We start from the raw sequence: 16485 nt of genomic DNA on the forward strand, positions 1-16485 counted from the left end.
AATGATTATGAATGGAAGGCCTTTTCTGAGCTATGTATTACCCACTAGAGATAGGCCTCAATTGCTTAAAAAATGCCTTCAATACCTAGATGCGCAGGAAGGCGATGATTATGAAGTAATTGTCTCTGACAATAGCATTATCAAGCCTTGTAAAGATGTTGTATCTCAATTTCTCAATGATAATAAATTTAAATATTTTAGACCGGCTGAACCTTTATCAATGCCCGACAATTGGGAGTTTGCGATTGAAAAAGCACAGGGGCAGTACATTACCGTTATTAATGAAAAATTTCTCTTTCATCCACGTGCTACTGGGGTTTTGCATGCGCTAGCTAATGAATTTTCTACCCCTGATATTTTGTCTTGGCAGTATGAGCATTTTGCGATGTCAGATGGTGAAGGTCAACGGGGCACTTATCACCCCCTTATAAAACCAGTGATGCCATCGGTTTATAGTGCTCTTCAAGAGTTGAAGCGACGATTTGACTTTATCGATCCCTTATTTGGTCGTTCTACTCAGGAAAAAATCAGCTTTGGTAAAATCTACTCAGGGGCAGTTAACCGAAAAATAGTGGAAAAGATAAAGCAATATTACGGACGTGTATTTGTGCCAATGAGCCCTGATTTTACGTCTATGGTATGCGCACTAAATTTTAGCGATGTATGCCTAGAGGTTGGGCGTAGTCTTATGATGGTTGTATCGGGAGAGAATATTTCTAATGGAGAGAGTACCAAAGTATCTCTTCCCGCTGCAAAGCGGTTTTTAAAAGAAACGACTACTAACTTTTCGCAGTACATATCCCAACTAGTGGTACCTGGTTTTTGGCTTGGACATAATATATTTATTGCATCAGATTATGCACGCATAAAAGCAAAGTATTCGACTGGCAATCTGAGCAATGTGAAACTCAACATAGCCGCGGCGCTTGGCTGGGCAATGATTGACTACGAGCAAGTCACGGATTGGGGGAACGAAGATCCTGCGCATTTCAAGAAAATTTTGGATGATTTCTACGTATTACTCACTGGCGAAGAGCAAGCAATAACGGATAGCATAATTGAACAAAATGAAAAAACTCGTCAGCCAAGCCCTCGAGAGATATATCATTCAGGCCTTACAAAAAGCGACACATATATACCGAATATAAGCCCGGAGGAGCTTGCTCATTATCACTGGGAAAAGCAACTCGCCTTGCCAAGAAAGCCTGTATCAACAAATCCGCAACATCTAGATGATGCTATGGATTTTTATATAAGATACACCAATCGCTCAGTACAACTTCTTGGGTTATGATGTTAGATAAAAAGTCTGATGCCGAGCATCGCAGTTTATTTGATGAAATTATAGCAGCGCTTCTTACAAAGATTGGCTTGGCAAAGCCAGCGGATAATCAAGCCGCGTTGTCAGAACTACTCAGCTATTACACGCAACACTTGTCTAGTGCTAAAAACAAGATTAAGTGCGGCTTTTGGGTGCAACGCAATGCTGCAATGAATCATATGTTTGACTTAATAAGGTCGCTAAAAGAGTATGACCAAATTGAAGTTCTCGCCATTGTGGAAATTGATGAAGCTACAATTCATCCACAGTGGCTATTAGAGAGTAAATGGCTTGATGTTCCGATTCTCGTATGCCGTGAGAAAGACTTTCAACAGTTAGGTGCACTAGATATTGTTTTTATACAAGAGTCGAATTTTGAAATTAGCTTTAACTGGCCTTCACATGTGAAAAGAATTGGATGCCAGCATGGTATTGATGTGAAGCTCTCAAAAACATTAAATGAATATGGGGGGGGGTTAGAATTTGATTATATTCTTTCTGCCCGGCCTGACAGATGTAGAAACAAACGAGGATACGCAGGCTACCTCCCAAAAGCGTTACGCCAAGCGAGCGGTGACTCTGTTATTAGTGTTCCTTTTGGCTCAATAAAGTTCGATACGTTTTATCAGGCATACAGGCAGTGCAGCCAAAAAAACACTGCTATTATCTATCACCTTTCCAATCTTGCTTTAGAAGGCACTTGGGTAGTTGAACAAATAGCGCCAACCGTCACTTTTTTGTTATCTAATTTTACAGAGCACAAAATTGTGTTCAGGCCATTTCCTGAAGACGTAACGCACCCCAAAATAGCAGCTGTTGTTAAGCGTTTCAGCAACGAAGCACGTTTTATTTTTAGCCAAGCACCTTCTTATATCGACGACTACTGTAGAGGTGTGGCTATGGTTTGCCACAGGCAATACGAATCTCACCTATACTCCCTTGTTACTGGTAATCCAATGCTGGTTTTTCAACCTGTCGATAAAAACCTTACCAAAGAAGGTGCTATTTCTAGCTTAGATGACTTAAAGAAAAGACTGAACGCAATAATTGGCAAGCCAACGAGTGAAAATACACAGCCTTATCATAATACCGTAATCTGTAACCCAGGTAATTCAGTTGGCTACCTTGTTGATAATCTTCACCATATTCTGAATGGCGTTACGCTACCTGAATGGCAGGAATATACATTAGACCTTGTCGAATCTGTCGACATCTGCCTGAAGCAACATCAGGAATCGTATCAACCATTTAACAAGCTTGCACTTGCTGCTTGGGAAAAGCACCCCGACAAAGTGCGTTATGCGTTTATAGCAGCAGAATCGCTATCAAGGCGGACCGAGAGAGAGTTTGTTGTAAATCCTGGTCTAGCGCTTTTGTACTTACGTAAGGCATTGAGTGTTGTATTAAGTGCTAGTCAGCGCAATGATGCTGATGAAAAGTTAGCTAGCTGGATGGCTCGACAGGGAACGTTTATTTTGGGCGCAATCGAGCAGTTGTGTAACCGTTTAGAAGCGCCTGTTCATGAAACTGAAAAAGCGCTCATTCAAAAGTTTGGGAAGAAGGTTGCCCCCTCAATTCCTTCACTATTCGAGCAAAAATTATCCGTGAAATCCTGTCATAATGGGCAGTTAATTGCCAAGGCTGGCAACGTAGTATTGTATGGTTCTGGAGATCTAGCACGTCGGTTTATAGCACAGCAAAAGAAAGTTAAGGTCTATGATGTTATCGGTGTTGTCGACTCTTCACCTTCACGTCATGGCTGCAAGTTCGAAGGGTTTATCATTCAGCAACCGAGTGAACTAAATAAACTAGATACTCCGATTGTTATTTGTTCATGGGCTTTCTCTCAAGAAATCTATTCAAGCTTGTGTCAAATAGGTGTCTCGCGAGACCGGCTATATAAGCTTTTTTAGCGAAGACTGGTCAATATAGGCCTGATGCTTGCTTTGTTTTTGTATATACTTCAGTGCCATAGAAATGACAAATTACCAAAATAGACAAAGGCTAAATCATGAAAGCAGTAATCTTGGCAGGAGGTTTAGGTACTCGAATTAGTGAAGAGTCACACCTACGCCCAAAGCCCATGATAGAAATTGGTGGTAAGCCAATACTGTGGCACATAATGAAAATATACTCTCACTATGGAATTAATGATTTTGTGATTTGCCTTGGCTATAAAGGTTACGTAATCAAAGAGTATTTCGCTAACTATTTTCTTCATTCATCCGATGTTACTTTTGATATGCGCTCGAACAATATGGAAGTGCATGAAAAGCATGCCGAGCCTTGGCGCGTCACTCTTGTGGATACAGGGGAGTCGAGCATGACCGGCGGTCGATTACTTCGCGTACGAGAGTATCTCGAAGACGAGACTTTCTGTTTCACCTACGGTGACGGTGTCGCGGATATTAACATAGCCAAAGCAATCAGAGCACACAAAGCATCAGAAAAAACGGCTACTGTTACGGCAATTCAGCCACCAGGGAGATATGGTGCATTGGATATCCATGGTGATGCGGTTAATCGATTCAAGGAAAAACCGGCTGGTGATGGCGCTTGGATAAACGGTGGTTTCTTTGTGCTAGAGCCACAGGTGTTTAATTACTTATCCTCTGATGAAGATAGCTTCGAAGATAAACCACTTATGCAATTAGCGACGGGTGGGCAGCTAAATGCTTATCGGCATCACGGTTTTTGGCAGGCTATGGATACGTTAAGAGACAAGAACCAGCTAGAGTCAATGTGGAAACAGCCTAATCCTCCATGGAAAGTGTGGTAAACATAATGTTCAAAAATTGCTTTGCGGGTAAACGCGTTCTAGTTACCGGCAGTACTGGTTTTAAAGGGAGTTGGCTTACGTTGTGGCTTCAAGCGTTAGGCGCTGAAGTAACGGGTTACTCTTTGGACCCAGATACTAAACCTTCTCATTGGGAGTTACTTGAACTACAAGTTGACCATGTAAGTGCAGATGTCAGAAACGATCAAATGTTGAGAAGCGTGATAGAGAAAACATCACCACATCTCATATTTCATTTGGCTGCACAGCCTCTTGTCAGAGCTTCTTATAGCGATCCTGTACAAACATGGTCCACTAATGTGATGGGGACGGTTAATTTACTTAATGCATGTCGCGGTGTGAGTAGTCTCCTCGGTATTGTCGTTATTACCACCGATAAAGTTTATGACAATCCAGAAAATGGTGTGCCATTTAGTGAACGTGAGCCGTTAGGGGCGGGTGATCCCTACAGTTCATCGAAAGCGGCGTGTGAACTCGTCGTAGAAAGCTTTAGCAGAGGCTTTTTCACTGGTAATACGCCAATTATTGCTAGCTGTAGAGCGGGAAACGTGATCGGGGGCGGGGATTGGGCCAAAGACCGATTAATCCCTGACATCGTTAAATCGATGATAATCGGTACACGGTTAGATATACGATATCCGCGGGCGGTAAGGCCTTGGCAGCACGTTTTAGACTCACTCTCAGGTTATTTGTGTTTGGCGCAAAGAATGGTTGAAGGAGATAAAACTGTTCAGGGTGCTTGGAATTTCGGTCCGCGCCTTGTAGACAATTATAGTGTTGAAAATATGTTAACCGCGATGAGGACGTTTTGGCCTGAGCTGACATGGAATCGGTCACAGAGTAAAGCATTACACGAAGCAACTTTGCTTAGATTGAACTGTGAGAAAGCACAATCACAACTGCATTGGCAGCCTGTGTGGGACTTCAGTAATACAGCTCGACAGACAGCGGTGTGGTATCAAAACTATTATGCTAATGGTCATGTTTCTTCTTTCGAGCAACTAAAGCAATATCAGCAAGATGCGCATGAAAAAGGAGTCTTTTGGGCGTGCAATTAGAATGTTTTCAAAAGCCAATTAAGGGTGTAGTAGAGGTTTTAAGTCCCCGGTTTGGTGATGAACGCGGTAGTTTTAGTCGCTGGTTCTGTGCTGAACAGCTTTGTGACTACATTGAAAATCTCTCATTTCGACAAATAAATCACTCTGAGAACTTTTTAAAAGGGACCGTCAGAGGGCTTCATTACCAATTAGGACCACAAAGAGAATACAAAGTTGTGCGTTGTATTAGGGGGAGAGTTCTTGATGTCGTGGTTGATTTGCGCGAAACATCAGATACATTTTTGCAGCTAATTTCAGTAGAACTTTGTGCTGCAAGGAACAATGCGTTGATTATCCCCCCAGGATGTGCGCATGGCTTTCAAGTGCTTGAGCACGATTCTCAGCTTCTTTACCTTCATACTGCTGACTATTTGCCAAATTATGAAGGCGGGGTTCACCTCAAGGATCCTATGTTAAATATTCAATGGCCGTTGTCGATAACAGAAATATCGGTTAGGGATATAGGCCTTCCGGAGTTGCCTGAAAACTTTAAGGGTTTGTCATTGTGAAGTGTCGCCATTGTAATCATTTACTATCGCTTTCGTTTGTCGACTTAGGCGTCATGCCACCATCAAATGCGTATCTTGGTTGTGAAGCTGACTTTGAGAAAGAAGTTTCATTTCCACTGAATATCTTAGTTTGTGATAAGTGTTGGTTGGTTCAGACAGAGGACTTTACAAGGGCAGACGAGCTTTTTACTGACGATTATGCTTATTTGTCTTCTACATCATCTTCATGGGTTGAGCATGCGAAACAATTCGTTGACGGTCTCGTGGAATGCCGTAGCCTTAATGCTGAAAGTTTTGTTGTCGAGCTTGCTGCGAATGATGGTTACCTGCTTCAACATGTTGTGAAAAAAGGTATTCCTTGCTTGGGTATTGAACCTACTTCTGTAGCGGCAGAAATAGCAAAAAGTAAAGGTGTTGAAATACAAGAGTGCTTTTTCGGGTTAGAACAAGCTAATCGCTTATTAAAAGATTACCCGAAAGCTGATGCGATTATTGGAAACAACGTACTTGCCCACGTGCCTGATATTAATGATTTTGTGAGCGGTATTGCCACTATCCTTGCTAAGACCGGTGTATTAAGCTTGGAATTTCCGCACTTACTAAACCTGATTAAATTTAAGCAGTTTGACACCATATATCATGAGCACTTTTCTTACCTTTCACTTACCGCTGTCAGCAATATTTTGGCATCGGTAGGGTTAGAGGTTTTTAATGTCGAGAAGCTGTCAACTCATGGTGGCAGTTTGAGGGTATGGGCGCAGCATAGTGGTCATACTCTCAAAGTAAGCCGAAATGTGTTTAACGTTCTTGAAGAGGAACAAAAATTCGGTATGTGTCTTCACGAAACCTATCAGAATTTTACGCATTCAGTAGATGCGATTTCACGAGATTTAAAAACGTTTTTGCAAAAGGCAAAAGCAAGCAATAAAAAAATTGTTGCTTATGGCGCAGCGGCAAAGGGAAATACATTACTTAACTACGCGTGCGTTGATGTGTTGGATGTTCCAGTAGTATTTGACGCTGCTGATTCAAAACAGGGAAAGTTTATGCCAGCAAGTCATATTCCTATTCTTCCGCCTAGTGAACTTAAGCATTATTCCCCAGACTATGTGTTGATTTTACCTTGGAATATCGCGCATGAAATCATAGCTGTGGTGAAACCCTTAGTGCCGGAAACATGTAAATTTGTAACTGCGATACCTGAATTGAGCGTTATATGAAAGTGTTGGTGACAGGAGCTAGTGGCTTTATTGGTAGTGCAGTTATAAATAAGCTCAACGAGCAAAGCATTCCATATGTCGCTGTTGGTCGCAAGTGTCCAGTAGCAATTGCTGAAGAAAACTTTATCACAGTTGATTTATCTAGCCATACCATAGTCAGTTTAACCAACGTGCTAAAAAGTACCAAGTGCACACATCTTCTTCATTTGGCGTGGTATGTAGAGGCTGGCCAATTTTGGGAAGCGCCTGAAAATATAGATTGGGTTGCTTACTCATTAATGCTTTTTAGAGCATTTCATGCGGCGGGTGGAAACGTCATCGTAAGTACAGGTAGTTGCGCCGAATATGGAAGCTCAAATGAAATTTTAAGCGAAGTTCATAATGTGAGTACTCCCACTACTTTATATGGGACAGCTAAGCTTTCGTTGAAAAATATTGCTAGTTCATGGGCTAAAAAACACCACGTGAATTTTCGTTGGGCGAGAATTTTTTTTGCTTATGGGCCAGGTATGCCCAATACCAAACTCATCCCTTCTTTAATACGCTGTTTACAAGGCTCACAACCCATATTTTCAGTTAACGCATTGGATAGGCGAGACTTCATTTACATTGATGATATAGCGCAAGCAATGCTTTGTTTATTAACTGCATCTAGCAATGGCGTATTTAACGTGTGTAATGAAAAAGGGCACTCTGTTTTTGATATTTTAAGCCTATTGCAAGATTTTACTGGTTTAGATGCGTCAGCAGTCAAAAGTATCGCTAAAACAAACACACTAAATTTTCCAATTGTAGGCCGTAGTGGTCTTCTAAAGGAAACAGGTTGGCAACCTAAATACGATCTAGCCTCTGGGCTAAAACAAATGGTAACTGCACATAAATCACCTGCAGCAGGAATATATAATGAAAATCACGATCGACACAGATGAAAAGACACTAAGTACACAAGATGGTGATGCAACAAATACGTTGCCGCTTTATTCGAAAGAAGCATTTGAAACGCTGTCGAAATATTGGGTAAAAGTAGGCTGGAATCAAAAGTACGTGTATACCTTTAGCTGGTTTGGTCGTCCTGTTATTCAGCTTCCAGAAGACATGATCCGCATGCAGGAAGTTATTTATCACCTCCAGCCTGACGTTATTGTGGAAACAGGCGTTGCACATGGTGGTTCTTTGGTGTTTTACGCAAGCTTAATGCAGGCTATGGATAAAGGGCGCGTTATTGGAATCGATATCGAAATTCGCCCCCATAATCGAGCGGCAATAGAAGCACACCCTTTGTTTCAACGAATAGAACTCGTTGAAGGAAGCTCTACCGACAAAGAAATAGTTACTAATGTTAAGAGCATGGTGAAAGAGAATGAAACAGTGTTGGTAATACTTGATTCTAATCATACCTATCAACATGTCTTCAACGAGTTGGAAGCTTATGCTGATCTTGTTCCTATTGGCTCTTACATTGTTGCGACAGATGGCGTAATGCAGGATTTAAGTGACGTGCCAAGAGGAGAGTCAAACTGGGATGTCGATAATCCAACACGCGCAGCGGCAGACTTTGTAAAAGTAGATGAGCGATTTGAAATTGTTCAACCTGCTTGGCCGTTTAATGAAAGTGAACTTACTGACAACGTAACTCACTGGCCAGGCGCGTGGCTCAAACGCGTTAAATGAATTCCTGGTAATAGACGTTGCAACTCTCTTCCTTAAAGTAGTGCGACGTAAGGTCGTGACGTTTTGATTTTATATTATTAAAATGCGCATTAGCTAAGACCAAGAACTGTAAAGTCTATATCTTTGTATGGTGTGCAGAGCCTTTCAATGTGACAACGATGTTCTGTCGTGAAAAGCTCTCCTCTGCCAATAATTGCTTTATTCTTACGCGTGAATACTTGCTTGGTGTATATGCTGTCTGTTGACGCAGGGAAAGCCTTTCTTGGGAGTTCGCTGAAATCAAGGAGCTTTTCAAAAACCATGTCGGGATTTTCCAGTAAGTTCTCATATTTTATGACTAAAAAATTATCGCCCATCACTTTTTGTGCTTGGCTCCATCCCACCCAAAGGTTGATGTACCATGGCGCTACGTTGTAAATAAGAAAATCTAATTTCTCAGATTGGTTTAACGCGAACCATTGATTTTTATCGATGAAAAACATTGGCTTAACAGTCGTCTCGTTGTCAAGGTGATCTCTTAGGCTTATCAACATGTCATAAAGGTTTCTCGTTTGAAATACGACCTTTGCGTTGATTGCGATAAGTAGGTCTAAAACATAAGAAGAGAAAACACAGTGCTGATGGTCGGTGAAAATATCGTGATCCAAAGCTTCCAGTCGTATGAGCTCCGATAAGAAAAAGTCCTGCGCTCTGTTGCCACCACCCACGGTCATGGAGGGTGTTTTCCAACCTTGAGTACGCAGATATGGGCCTACAGACTGCGCTATCCAAGTTGAGCCACTTTTCGGGGACGCAACATGGAATATGAATTTCTTGCCCGCTTGTCTTCTTAATTCTGTAATAGCGCTGTCGTAAGAAAGGGTGATAGCAATGGTTCGAATTTCTTCTGAACTCAAGTGAGATACATTCAGCAATTTTCGCGTTGTTAGCGCCTGCTTTTTATCAATTAAACTGTTAACAGTGTCTTGTATAAACATAACAATTGCTCCTTAAAGCGGCTAATGGCTCGATTTGATGCTTTCTAACAACGCTTTAATTTTATCGGATGACTCATAGCAAGCTTTGTCTTCTACACTGTCTACCTCTAACCAACCACCATGATGAAGAGATGCAGTAGCGTTATGGCCATCATCTATAAGCGATTGAATAAAATCAGTCATGTACAACTTGTGAGACTCTGTTGTTGGCATTCGGTCAAATGCTTCAATCCATTTACTTTGGAAAGCTGCAGATACTTTTATCAAACCTATATATTGGGCTTGTGCATCCTCCTCACTTTGTATGCTTTGTCCTAAAGAAACAATTCGATGACTACCTTTTTCCATGACGAAAGATTCAGCATCAGAGTAAGGGTTTTCCATCCTAAGCTGCCATAAGGAAAGCCAATCTAAGTCCGCTGAAACAACTAGTGAGCCCTGTGTAGCTAAAATGCTGTTAAGAATGTCCTGGTTGTATGCGATGTCGCCATAACAAATTAATAAGTCTTCTTTGCCGTCAAATAGCACGCGTGCCTGCATCAATGAATAAACCATATTGCTGTTTGCGTATTGCTCGTTGCAAAAACAAGGCAATTTATAACTATCAAAAGCATTGGGAAGATAACCTGTCACTAAGCTGATGTTATTTATACCGCACCCTCTCAGTGAGGAAAGTTGATAATCAAGCAAGGGAGTGCCGTGTAAAGGAACCAGTGCTTTTGGAAGTGCGTTTGTATACGGGCGAAGGCGACTGCCGAGCCCAGCTACAAGAATGACTGCTTTCATCGGTTGAAAAACTCTTTTATAAACTTGATGTCGTGCGCACAGAATTCTTCCTCCCTTTCTGGGTGCCACATAATACCGACAATGGGGGCTTTCGGATGGGATATGGCTTTAATAACCCCGTCTAGAGATTGCGCATCTACGTTAAATTCAGTGGTGTTATTACGTGTGCCTAACTCGTGATAACTATTCACGGTACGTAAAATACCTTTGTACTCAATTTGCTGCTTTCTTGCAATATGCCCGGTTACTGGCGTTAATGCTTGTCCATATTTATCTTGAATAACTTGCATACCACGGCACACACCTAAAACAGGCTTTTGCTCTGCAAAGAATATGTCCAAGAGACGCTTTTCAGTCTCATCTCTTTGTGGCGCATCACCCCCATACGCTACTAATGAGTTACCGCCAGTAAGGAGTAACCCTGACGGTGTTATTTTCTTATAAAGTGCTTCTGCTGCATGAACGTTATTGGGGATAAGGATTGGAAGTAGTCTGCAATGCATTAGCAATGATGCCCATTTTTGATCTAGACTATCTCGCGTTTCATTTCGACTTTGTAATTTGTCTACACGCTGAGTAACAAAAACGGTGTTCATGAAATGATATGCACCTTTTGACATTGGCAGTCAATTTTTAGTGTTTTTGCATTTTTCCACCGCTTAAACCACCATTCGCCAGCACCAATAACTGCTGGTACATTGAGTTCTTGTGCTCGAATAGCCATGTGTGAATTTAGTCCGCCAAACTGTGTTACTAACCCTGCTATTTCATAAGAGAACAACCAGTCGAATCCAGGGTCTGCAGCTTCAATAAAAATAATTTTTCCTGTTACCGCATTTGGGTCTACAGTTGTACAAACTGGTGCCGTAATACAGCCAGAGGTAACGTAGTTGGGCTCTTCGGCTAGCACTTGATAGAACTGGGCGTCACAGGGGTGTCGAATCAATGCGGGTAACTTTATCTTCTGGCACATCTGATAATATTCTTTGCCGAGAGTTATTGAGCTAGCTAGTGTTGCCGTAGCGCTGTGGCTAGTAGACTGCAATCGCAAAATTTCTTTGATGTCGACAAATGCTAAGTCGTCGCGGCTAAAGCCAACCTGACTACCTAACTGCTCAATAAGTACCAATGTTTGGCTTAAACTTCGAGAGAAAATAAACTTGCCGTACTCACGCGCTTCAATAGCACTCTTGATAAAATTGAACAAAGTAATAGCGTTGCAAGAGAGGTTGCTGCGGGATAGCGCTTCATTAATGTTATTTAACTGCTCTAATGACAATGCGAACTTACTTGATGTGTCGCTGAAGTTTTCGGTCGTTGAAAAATAACTGTCTGGCTCTTCGTCGTAACGCTTAGAAGTAATGTCATAGGTTCCTGGTCGTAAATGTCCGTACTTTTTAATAAGTAGGTCGCGCTGCATTGTCTTGCTATCGTCTAGTAACGCAGAGCTAACGGTTTTTATACTGTGTAAAAAACTATCATAATCATATTGGGTTATTAATTTGCTGTCGCACATTGATTTCAGTAGCTGAATAGCAATAAACCCGGCTCTTGCAAGGCCTGCAAACGGAAGTGTACCAAAGTTTTTACAGTCTTCTATTAGCCAATATACTTTGTCTATTTTATTCAAGTCAGACTGCATTATTTGAGCTTGTCTTTTTTCAAGCTCATCTATTTTCTTTATATCTTGATGAAAAACACTGTTTTTATCGGTAATTACATTATCGGTAAGTGTAACTAAAGCTCTTTGTATTTCATCACACTCAGATTTATTAAATCCACACTGCTCAAGTTCTTTTAGTTGGCTGTCTAGTCCGAAATTGAAACATGATAAAACAACACTGAACTCGACTTTGTCATGGAGGTGTGGTGATGCTTTTAATGTATGAAGGTAGTGATTAACAAGCTTTTCAGCTAATGCGTCTTCTAAGGTGTTAGGAATAAATGAGTTAAAGCTCGCTCTGATATCCACGAAAGGTGTACCGCCTAAAACTAAAAGTAGAGGGTGGTTATACACATTTCTGTAACCGTAGTTAAAGCGCTGTTGCGCCCATACACGGTCCGTAACTAATTCTTTGTAAAGCGAAAGTGCTAGTGGTTTGGGTTTGATGCCGATTATTTCGGCAGGGTTCCAATCGGGCATAACGCCAAACAGAGTTTGCTCACCACACAGGTACGGGTGCCGAGTAGACATGCGTCTAAGCTTTTTTTCAATACATGAAAGCTCTAGTTCGTATTGTTTAATGTTTTCTTGGTTCTCATGGATTTCTTGTTTTTGCGCTAATACAAGTGGCCGTACCTGTAATAGGTAAAGCTTATTTTTCTTGATTGCAAATTCAATATCCAGAGGACGTTTGCCATACAGCGAGTGTAGCTCTTCAAACAGTTCTAACAGTTGAACTAGCCATTTTTCATCAGGTTTCGCATCGTGGCGTATAAACCAGTTCTGTATTGTTGAGTCTGCGCCTGAAGTTACCGATTGTGTATCTCCAGTTGTATCTGCACTAACAACATAGTAATTTCCGTTACTACTTGGTTCCCTATTAAACGCTACGCCAACAAAGTCTGGTGTATCAAGCATTGGTTGAATAAATACTTGGTCACCTTCTCGTGCATTGCCGTAAGATGTGAACACTTCACTTATCGCATGACGCAAAGCTTCGGTGGTGTTTTTTACGTTCAGTAACGAAGTGTATTTACCTGCTTGACTACCATTGTCGTTGTCTTCACTCAAACAGCTCGACCGAACAATTAGCTCTGCGCCTAGTTGCTTAGCCGCATCAATATGTTTATATCTTTCGCGTTTCCACTCACCAAACGTAAAAAAAGAAAGTGGAAGTATGGAGGCGCTATTTAGCCTGCCGCATAAATTATTGAGAACTTCTGCTTTAGACAAAGCTAACGAAAGTTCACTACGTGAAAGCGTAACTATATTGTCTGAGTAACTCATAAAAATTGCTCGCTAAATGTATCGAATATTTGTCTTGCGACATTATTTGCAGTAGTAATATCACCATTATTGACGATAGCTAAATCAGGAGACGTTGGAAGTTCTACGTTTAAATCCAACCCAGGCATCTGTGCGTTTTTTCCTTGACTATGTGTTGTGTAAAGCTTTTTAGGGTCACGCTTTAGTCTTACATCTTGGCTTGTTTCTAAATACACCTCAAAATATCCCGCATTATGGCGTCTATTCCACTGCCTTACTTCTTCGAACATACTGATTGTTGGCACAATAACCAAGTGACCCTGAGAGGCAAAGAGCGATGCTAGGCGAGCATAGATGTATGAACCGCGCAGTCTGCTAGCTTCATCAAATTGCCAATGTGGATCTTGAATAGCTGCCCTAATCTGATCGCCGTCTAGGACCACAGGAGTAACGTTTAGCGCTTTAAACAGTGCAATAAGTTTTTCTGCTATCGTCGACTTACCCGCGCCGGAAAGGCCTGTTAGCCAAATTACGTGACCTACTGCTGTATTACTCATTTATGAACAGTCCTTTTGGGCTAAGAGGGTCGAAGCGCTTGGTCACTTTGTTTATCGTCATCATTCTTAAAAGTGGATGCATAACATAACAAGCTCGAGAGCTAGGCGCTTTGCTTTTCTGCATATTGCTTTTTTTTTGAATGCCGGATATGTTGGGCCAGGCTTGCCAAACATGTTTTAATGTTTGCGCTCTTACCCATGGGTCGATAACATAATCCATATAGGTCGCGGTAAGGGTGTCATCTGGTAAATTGATACGAAAATGTTCGCAAACGATAGGTTCGCCTGCATCAATTTCTTCGGTTAAAAAAAATGCTGTTGCTGCCAATGTATTGTCGCACAGCAGTGAGTAATAGAAGCAAGTGCTACCTCGAACTTCCGGAAGTTGACCTGGATGTATATGTATAAAGTTGATACCTGCGTTAAAAAAGTGCGGTTTTACAATACCACCGCCACTAAAAACCCACGTTTTGATCCCTGTTTCCCTTATGAGCGCAAATAAACTATTGTCATTGATGTCACTACTTTCGACTGAATATAGAGGAATGTTCGCTTGTTTCGACAATGTTTCTTCATCGTTTTTCATCGAAATGTAAGACTGGGTAATACTTTTTAATTTAGTTAGCGATTTATCCAGATGTGGGTTGTTCAGTTTTACGATGCACAATGGAAATTTATCCAATGCAGAAAAGACATCCATATAAGCAAGGGCTCTGGGCCCAGGCATTGAAATGAAGCCAATGTCAGCATTATTACTCATTAGACAATGCCTCTAGAATATTCAATAAGTCGCCAAGCACTGTTTTTAGTGGTGTTATATTTGTAATGTGCTCAATGGGGAAAGAGAGCAAGTAATCAGTAAGTCTTACCGCAGTATTCAATGAATTTAAATCACGATTTTTCGTATACTCGCGGTTCAGAGCATCAAGTAGGAAAGTTCCCACGGTTATAGATTGGTCAGCAGCTAGGTTGCCCATAAGAGGCTCCTCTTTTACTGCTAAGTCGCTACGAAGTACAAAACGCTTTTCAAGTCTTCGGATGGCTCTTGCACCTAAAACCCACTGTATCTGTCGAGCGTTCAAGTGTTGTTCTAGCGCTTCTCTGGTGGAGTTGTTAGCATCTCCAATTTTATGCATCACGCGTTCTATTTTAGCGCGATATACAACCAGAGAGTGTTCGTTAGAGACTGAAGGTATGTCTTGCTCATGTCTATTTGAAGTTTGAAGTTTCATATTACTCGAATGTTTCGCATATTCAGCGCTTATAACTATTGCTCTTTTGACTGTATCGGCAAAACTATAGTAACCCTTAACGAAATGGTTACTATAGTTTTATTGCAACGAGCCGATACAAATCGTTGCTGCAAGAGAATATATGCTTACTATGTGATGCTGATAGTGAATATTGCAGCTCTATGCTAACTCTACCACTGTTGCGGTATTAAAACATTTGTACTTTCCAGTAGTTAGGCGTGGTAATTACAAATTTGACATACTTAATCTTGTTACTGGTAATTTAGGGCTTAAAAAAATGATAGACGTCGCTTTTTGTATAGATGACGATTTTGCACCTTATTTAGCGGTAAGCCTTGCAAGCTTGCTAAAAAATACTGAATCTCCTGTCTCGACCTATATCATTGGTAATTTATCTGAAGCGGTAAAACACCGGTTACGCACTTTCGAAAGTGAAAGTACGCGTATAAACTTTGTGACCCATAACCTAAACATGGTTCAAAGCGAACTTAGTGAACGATACCAAGGGCGTCTAAATGGTGTTACTTTTGTTCGCTACGCACTGGCGGAACTATTACCTCATTTGAATAAAGTTATTTATCTTGATGCTGATATTCTCGTGACAGGCGATATTAAAGCACTTTGGACTGCGTCTTTGAATCAGCAGGTGGCTGGAGCGGTTGAAGATCACTCCTTAATGACACAAAATAGACCCAAAACGCTAGGGCTTCTATCTCAGTCTTATTTCAATGCGGGTGTCATGGTCATTGACTTGGCCAAGTGGCGAGAAAGAGATATTTTTACTCGCTTAATGCATATTCATAGTCCAAAAACGCTATGGGAATACAATGACCAGGATGTCTTAAATGTAGTGCTCGATGAGCAAACCCAGTATCTAGATGCAAAGTTCAATGGGCAAACGTACACGCTTGCCCATCATCTAGTAGAGACACCTGTAATAGTGCATTTTACTGGTCAAGAAAAGCCTTGGCATCTTTCTTCAGCACATCCCTACACCGAGCTATATAGGACTTTTTTTGAAAAGGTGCCTTTCGAGAATAATACACTGTCGCTTTTTCTTGATAGTGAAGACAATTCGATACTAGAAAAGCTTAAAGAAACGTTCACTACGAGCGCCCATATTGTTATTTGGGGAGCTGGGGCGCGAGGAAGACGAATTATTAAAGCGATTGAACAAAAGTTACCCCATATTGTTATCAAGCAAGTCGTTGATACTCATTTAACTGGAAACTGTTTTTCCTTTGCCATTGTCCCCCCTGAACAGATGATGACTGAGAATGTTGAAGCGGTAGTTGTTGCAACGCTTCCACACAAACAAGATATTACTAACTCATTACGCCATACAGCGCTAACTGTTATATAGGGATT

16 protein-coding genes are annotated in these 16485 nt (G+C 41.3%); 9 read left to right on the forward strand and 7 right to left on the reverse strand.

Annotated elements, in window-relative coordinates; genetic code table 11:
- The first annotated feature begins 1 nt into the window (after position 1).
- The 8 genes from GTH32_RS01440 to GTH32_RS01475 all read left to right on the forward strand — a co-directional run bounded on the left by GTH32_RS01440 (position 2) and on the right by GTH32_RS01475 (position 8615).
- Positions 2–1294 (forward strand): glycosyltransferase family 2 protein, encoded by a 1293-nt coding sequence (locus tag GTH32_RS01440; RefSeq protein WP_163083445.1) that lies wholly within the window; start codon positions 2–4, stop codon positions 1292–1294.
- The gene (locus tag GTH32_RS01445) at positions 1291–3234 is read left to right on the forward strand and encodes a nucleoside-diphosphate sugar epimerase/dehydratase (protein WP_163083446.1); all 1944 of its coding nucleotides are present in this window, start codon (positions 1291–1293) and stop codon (positions 3232–3234) included. The genes GTH32_RS01440 and GTH32_RS01445 overlap by 4 nt, the downstream gene beginning before the upstream one ends.
- A 98-nt stretch (positions 3235–3332) precedes the next feature.
- Complete coding sequence (gene rfbF, locus GTH32_RS01450) at positions 3333–4100, forward strand: glucose-1-phosphate cytidylyltransferase (protein WP_163083447.1); 768 nt, start codon at positions 3333–3335, stop codon at positions 4098–4100.
- 5 nt (positions 4101–4105) lie between these two features.
- A complete protein-coding gene (gene rfbG / locus GTH32_RS01455) occupies positions 4106–5176 on the forward strand; it encodes a CDP-glucose 4,6-dehydratase (RefSeq protein WP_203565309.1) in 1071 nt (356 codons plus the stop codon).
- Positions 5167–5724, forward strand: a complete 558-nt coding sequence (locus GTH32_RS01460) for a dTDP-4-dehydrorhamnose 3,5-epimerase family protein (protein ID WP_163083449.1) — start codon at positions 5167–5169, stop codon at positions 5722–5724. Before rfbG ends, GTH32_RS01460 begins: the two co-directional genes overlap by 10 nt.
- Entirely contained in the window at positions 5721–6944 is a 1224-nt protein-coding gene (locus GTH32_RS19695; RefSeq protein ID WP_163083450.1) for a methyltransferase domain-containing protein, read from the forward strand. The genes GTH32_RS01460 and GTH32_RS19695 overlap by 4 nt, the downstream gene beginning before the upstream one ends.
- Entirely contained in the window at positions 6941–7873 is a 933-nt protein-coding gene (locus GTH32_RS01470; RefSeq protein WP_163083451.1) for an NAD-dependent epimerase/dehydratase family protein, read from the forward strand. The genes GTH32_RS19695 and GTH32_RS01470 overlap by 4 nt, the downstream gene beginning before the upstream one ends.
- Positions 7848–8615, forward strand: a complete 768-nt coding sequence (locus GTH32_RS01475) for a cephalosporin hydroxylase family protein (protein WP_163083452.1) — start codon at positions 7848–7850, stop codon at positions 8613–8615. Before GTH32_RS01470 ends, GTH32_RS01475 begins: the two co-directional genes overlap by 26 nt.
- A gap of 89 nt (positions 8616–8704) precedes the next feature.
- Here the strand turns inward: GTH32_RS01475 and GTH32_RS01480 are convergent, their stop codons facing one another.
- Genes GTH32_RS01480 through GTH32_RS01510 form a run of 7 tightly spaced genes read right to left on the reverse strand, consistent with a single transcriptional unit; the run spans position 8705 to position 15096 of the window.
- Positions 8705–9592: a sulfotransferase domain-containing protein gene (locus GTH32_RS01480; RefSeq protein WP_163083453.1), complete on the reverse strand. Its 888-nt coding sequence runs from the start codon at positions 9590–9592 to the stop codon at positions 8705–8707.
- Between the two features lie 21 nt (positions 9593–9613).
- Positions 9614–10378 (reverse strand): phosphocholine cytidylyltransferase family protein, encoded by a 765-nt coding sequence (locus GTH32_RS01485; RefSeq protein ID WP_163083454.1) that lies wholly within the window; start codon positions 10376–10378, stop codon positions 9614–9616.
- Entirely contained in the window at positions 10375–10974 is a 600-nt protein-coding gene (locus GTH32_RS01490; RefSeq protein WP_163083455.1) for a gamma-glutamyl-gamma-aminobutyrate hydrolase family protein, read from the reverse strand. The genes GTH32_RS01485 and GTH32_RS01490 overlap by 4 nt, the downstream gene beginning before the upstream one ends.
- Positions 10971–13328: a PEP/pyruvate-binding domain-containing protein gene (locus GTH32_RS01495; protein WP_163083456.1), complete on the reverse strand. Its 2358-nt coding sequence runs from the start codon at positions 13326–13328 to the stop codon at positions 10971–10973. Before GTH32_RS01495 ends, GTH32_RS01490 begins: the two co-directional genes overlap by 4 nt.
- A complete protein-coding gene (locus GTH32_RS01500; protein ID WP_163083457.1) occupies positions 13325–13864 on the reverse strand; it encodes an adenylyl-sulfate kinase in 540 nt (179 codons plus the stop codon). Before GTH32_RS01500 ends, GTH32_RS01495 begins: the two co-directional genes overlap by 4 nt.
- Positions 13857–14624: a formyl transferase gene (locus tag GTH32_RS01505; protein ID WP_163083458.1), complete on the reverse strand. Its 768-nt coding sequence runs from the start codon at positions 14622–14624 to the stop codon at positions 13857–13859. Before GTH32_RS01505 ends, GTH32_RS01500 begins: the two co-directional genes overlap by 8 nt.
- Entirely contained in the window at positions 14617–15096 is a 480-nt protein-coding gene (locus tag GTH32_RS01510; protein ID WP_163083459.1) for a hypothetical protein, read from the reverse strand. The genes GTH32_RS01505 and GTH32_RS01510 overlap by 8 nt, the downstream gene beginning before the upstream one ends.
- A gap of 298 nt (positions 15097–15394) precedes the next feature.
- Here GTH32_RS01510 and GTH32_RS01515 point away from each other — a divergent pair, with 298 nt between their 5' ends.
- On the forward strand, positions 15395–16480 hold the full coding sequence (locus tag GTH32_RS01515) for a glycosyltransferase family 8 protein (protein ID WP_163083460.1): 1086 nt from the start codon (positions 15395–15397) through the stop codon (positions 16478–16480).
- Positions 16481–16485: the final 5 nt, after the last annotated feature.

Origin of the sequence: Alteromonas profundi (assembly GCF_010500865.1) — a bacterium.
GTDB classification, from domain to species: domain Bacteria; phylum Pseudomonadota; class Gammaproteobacteria; order Enterobacterales; family Alteromonadaceae; genus Alteromonas; species Alteromonas profundi.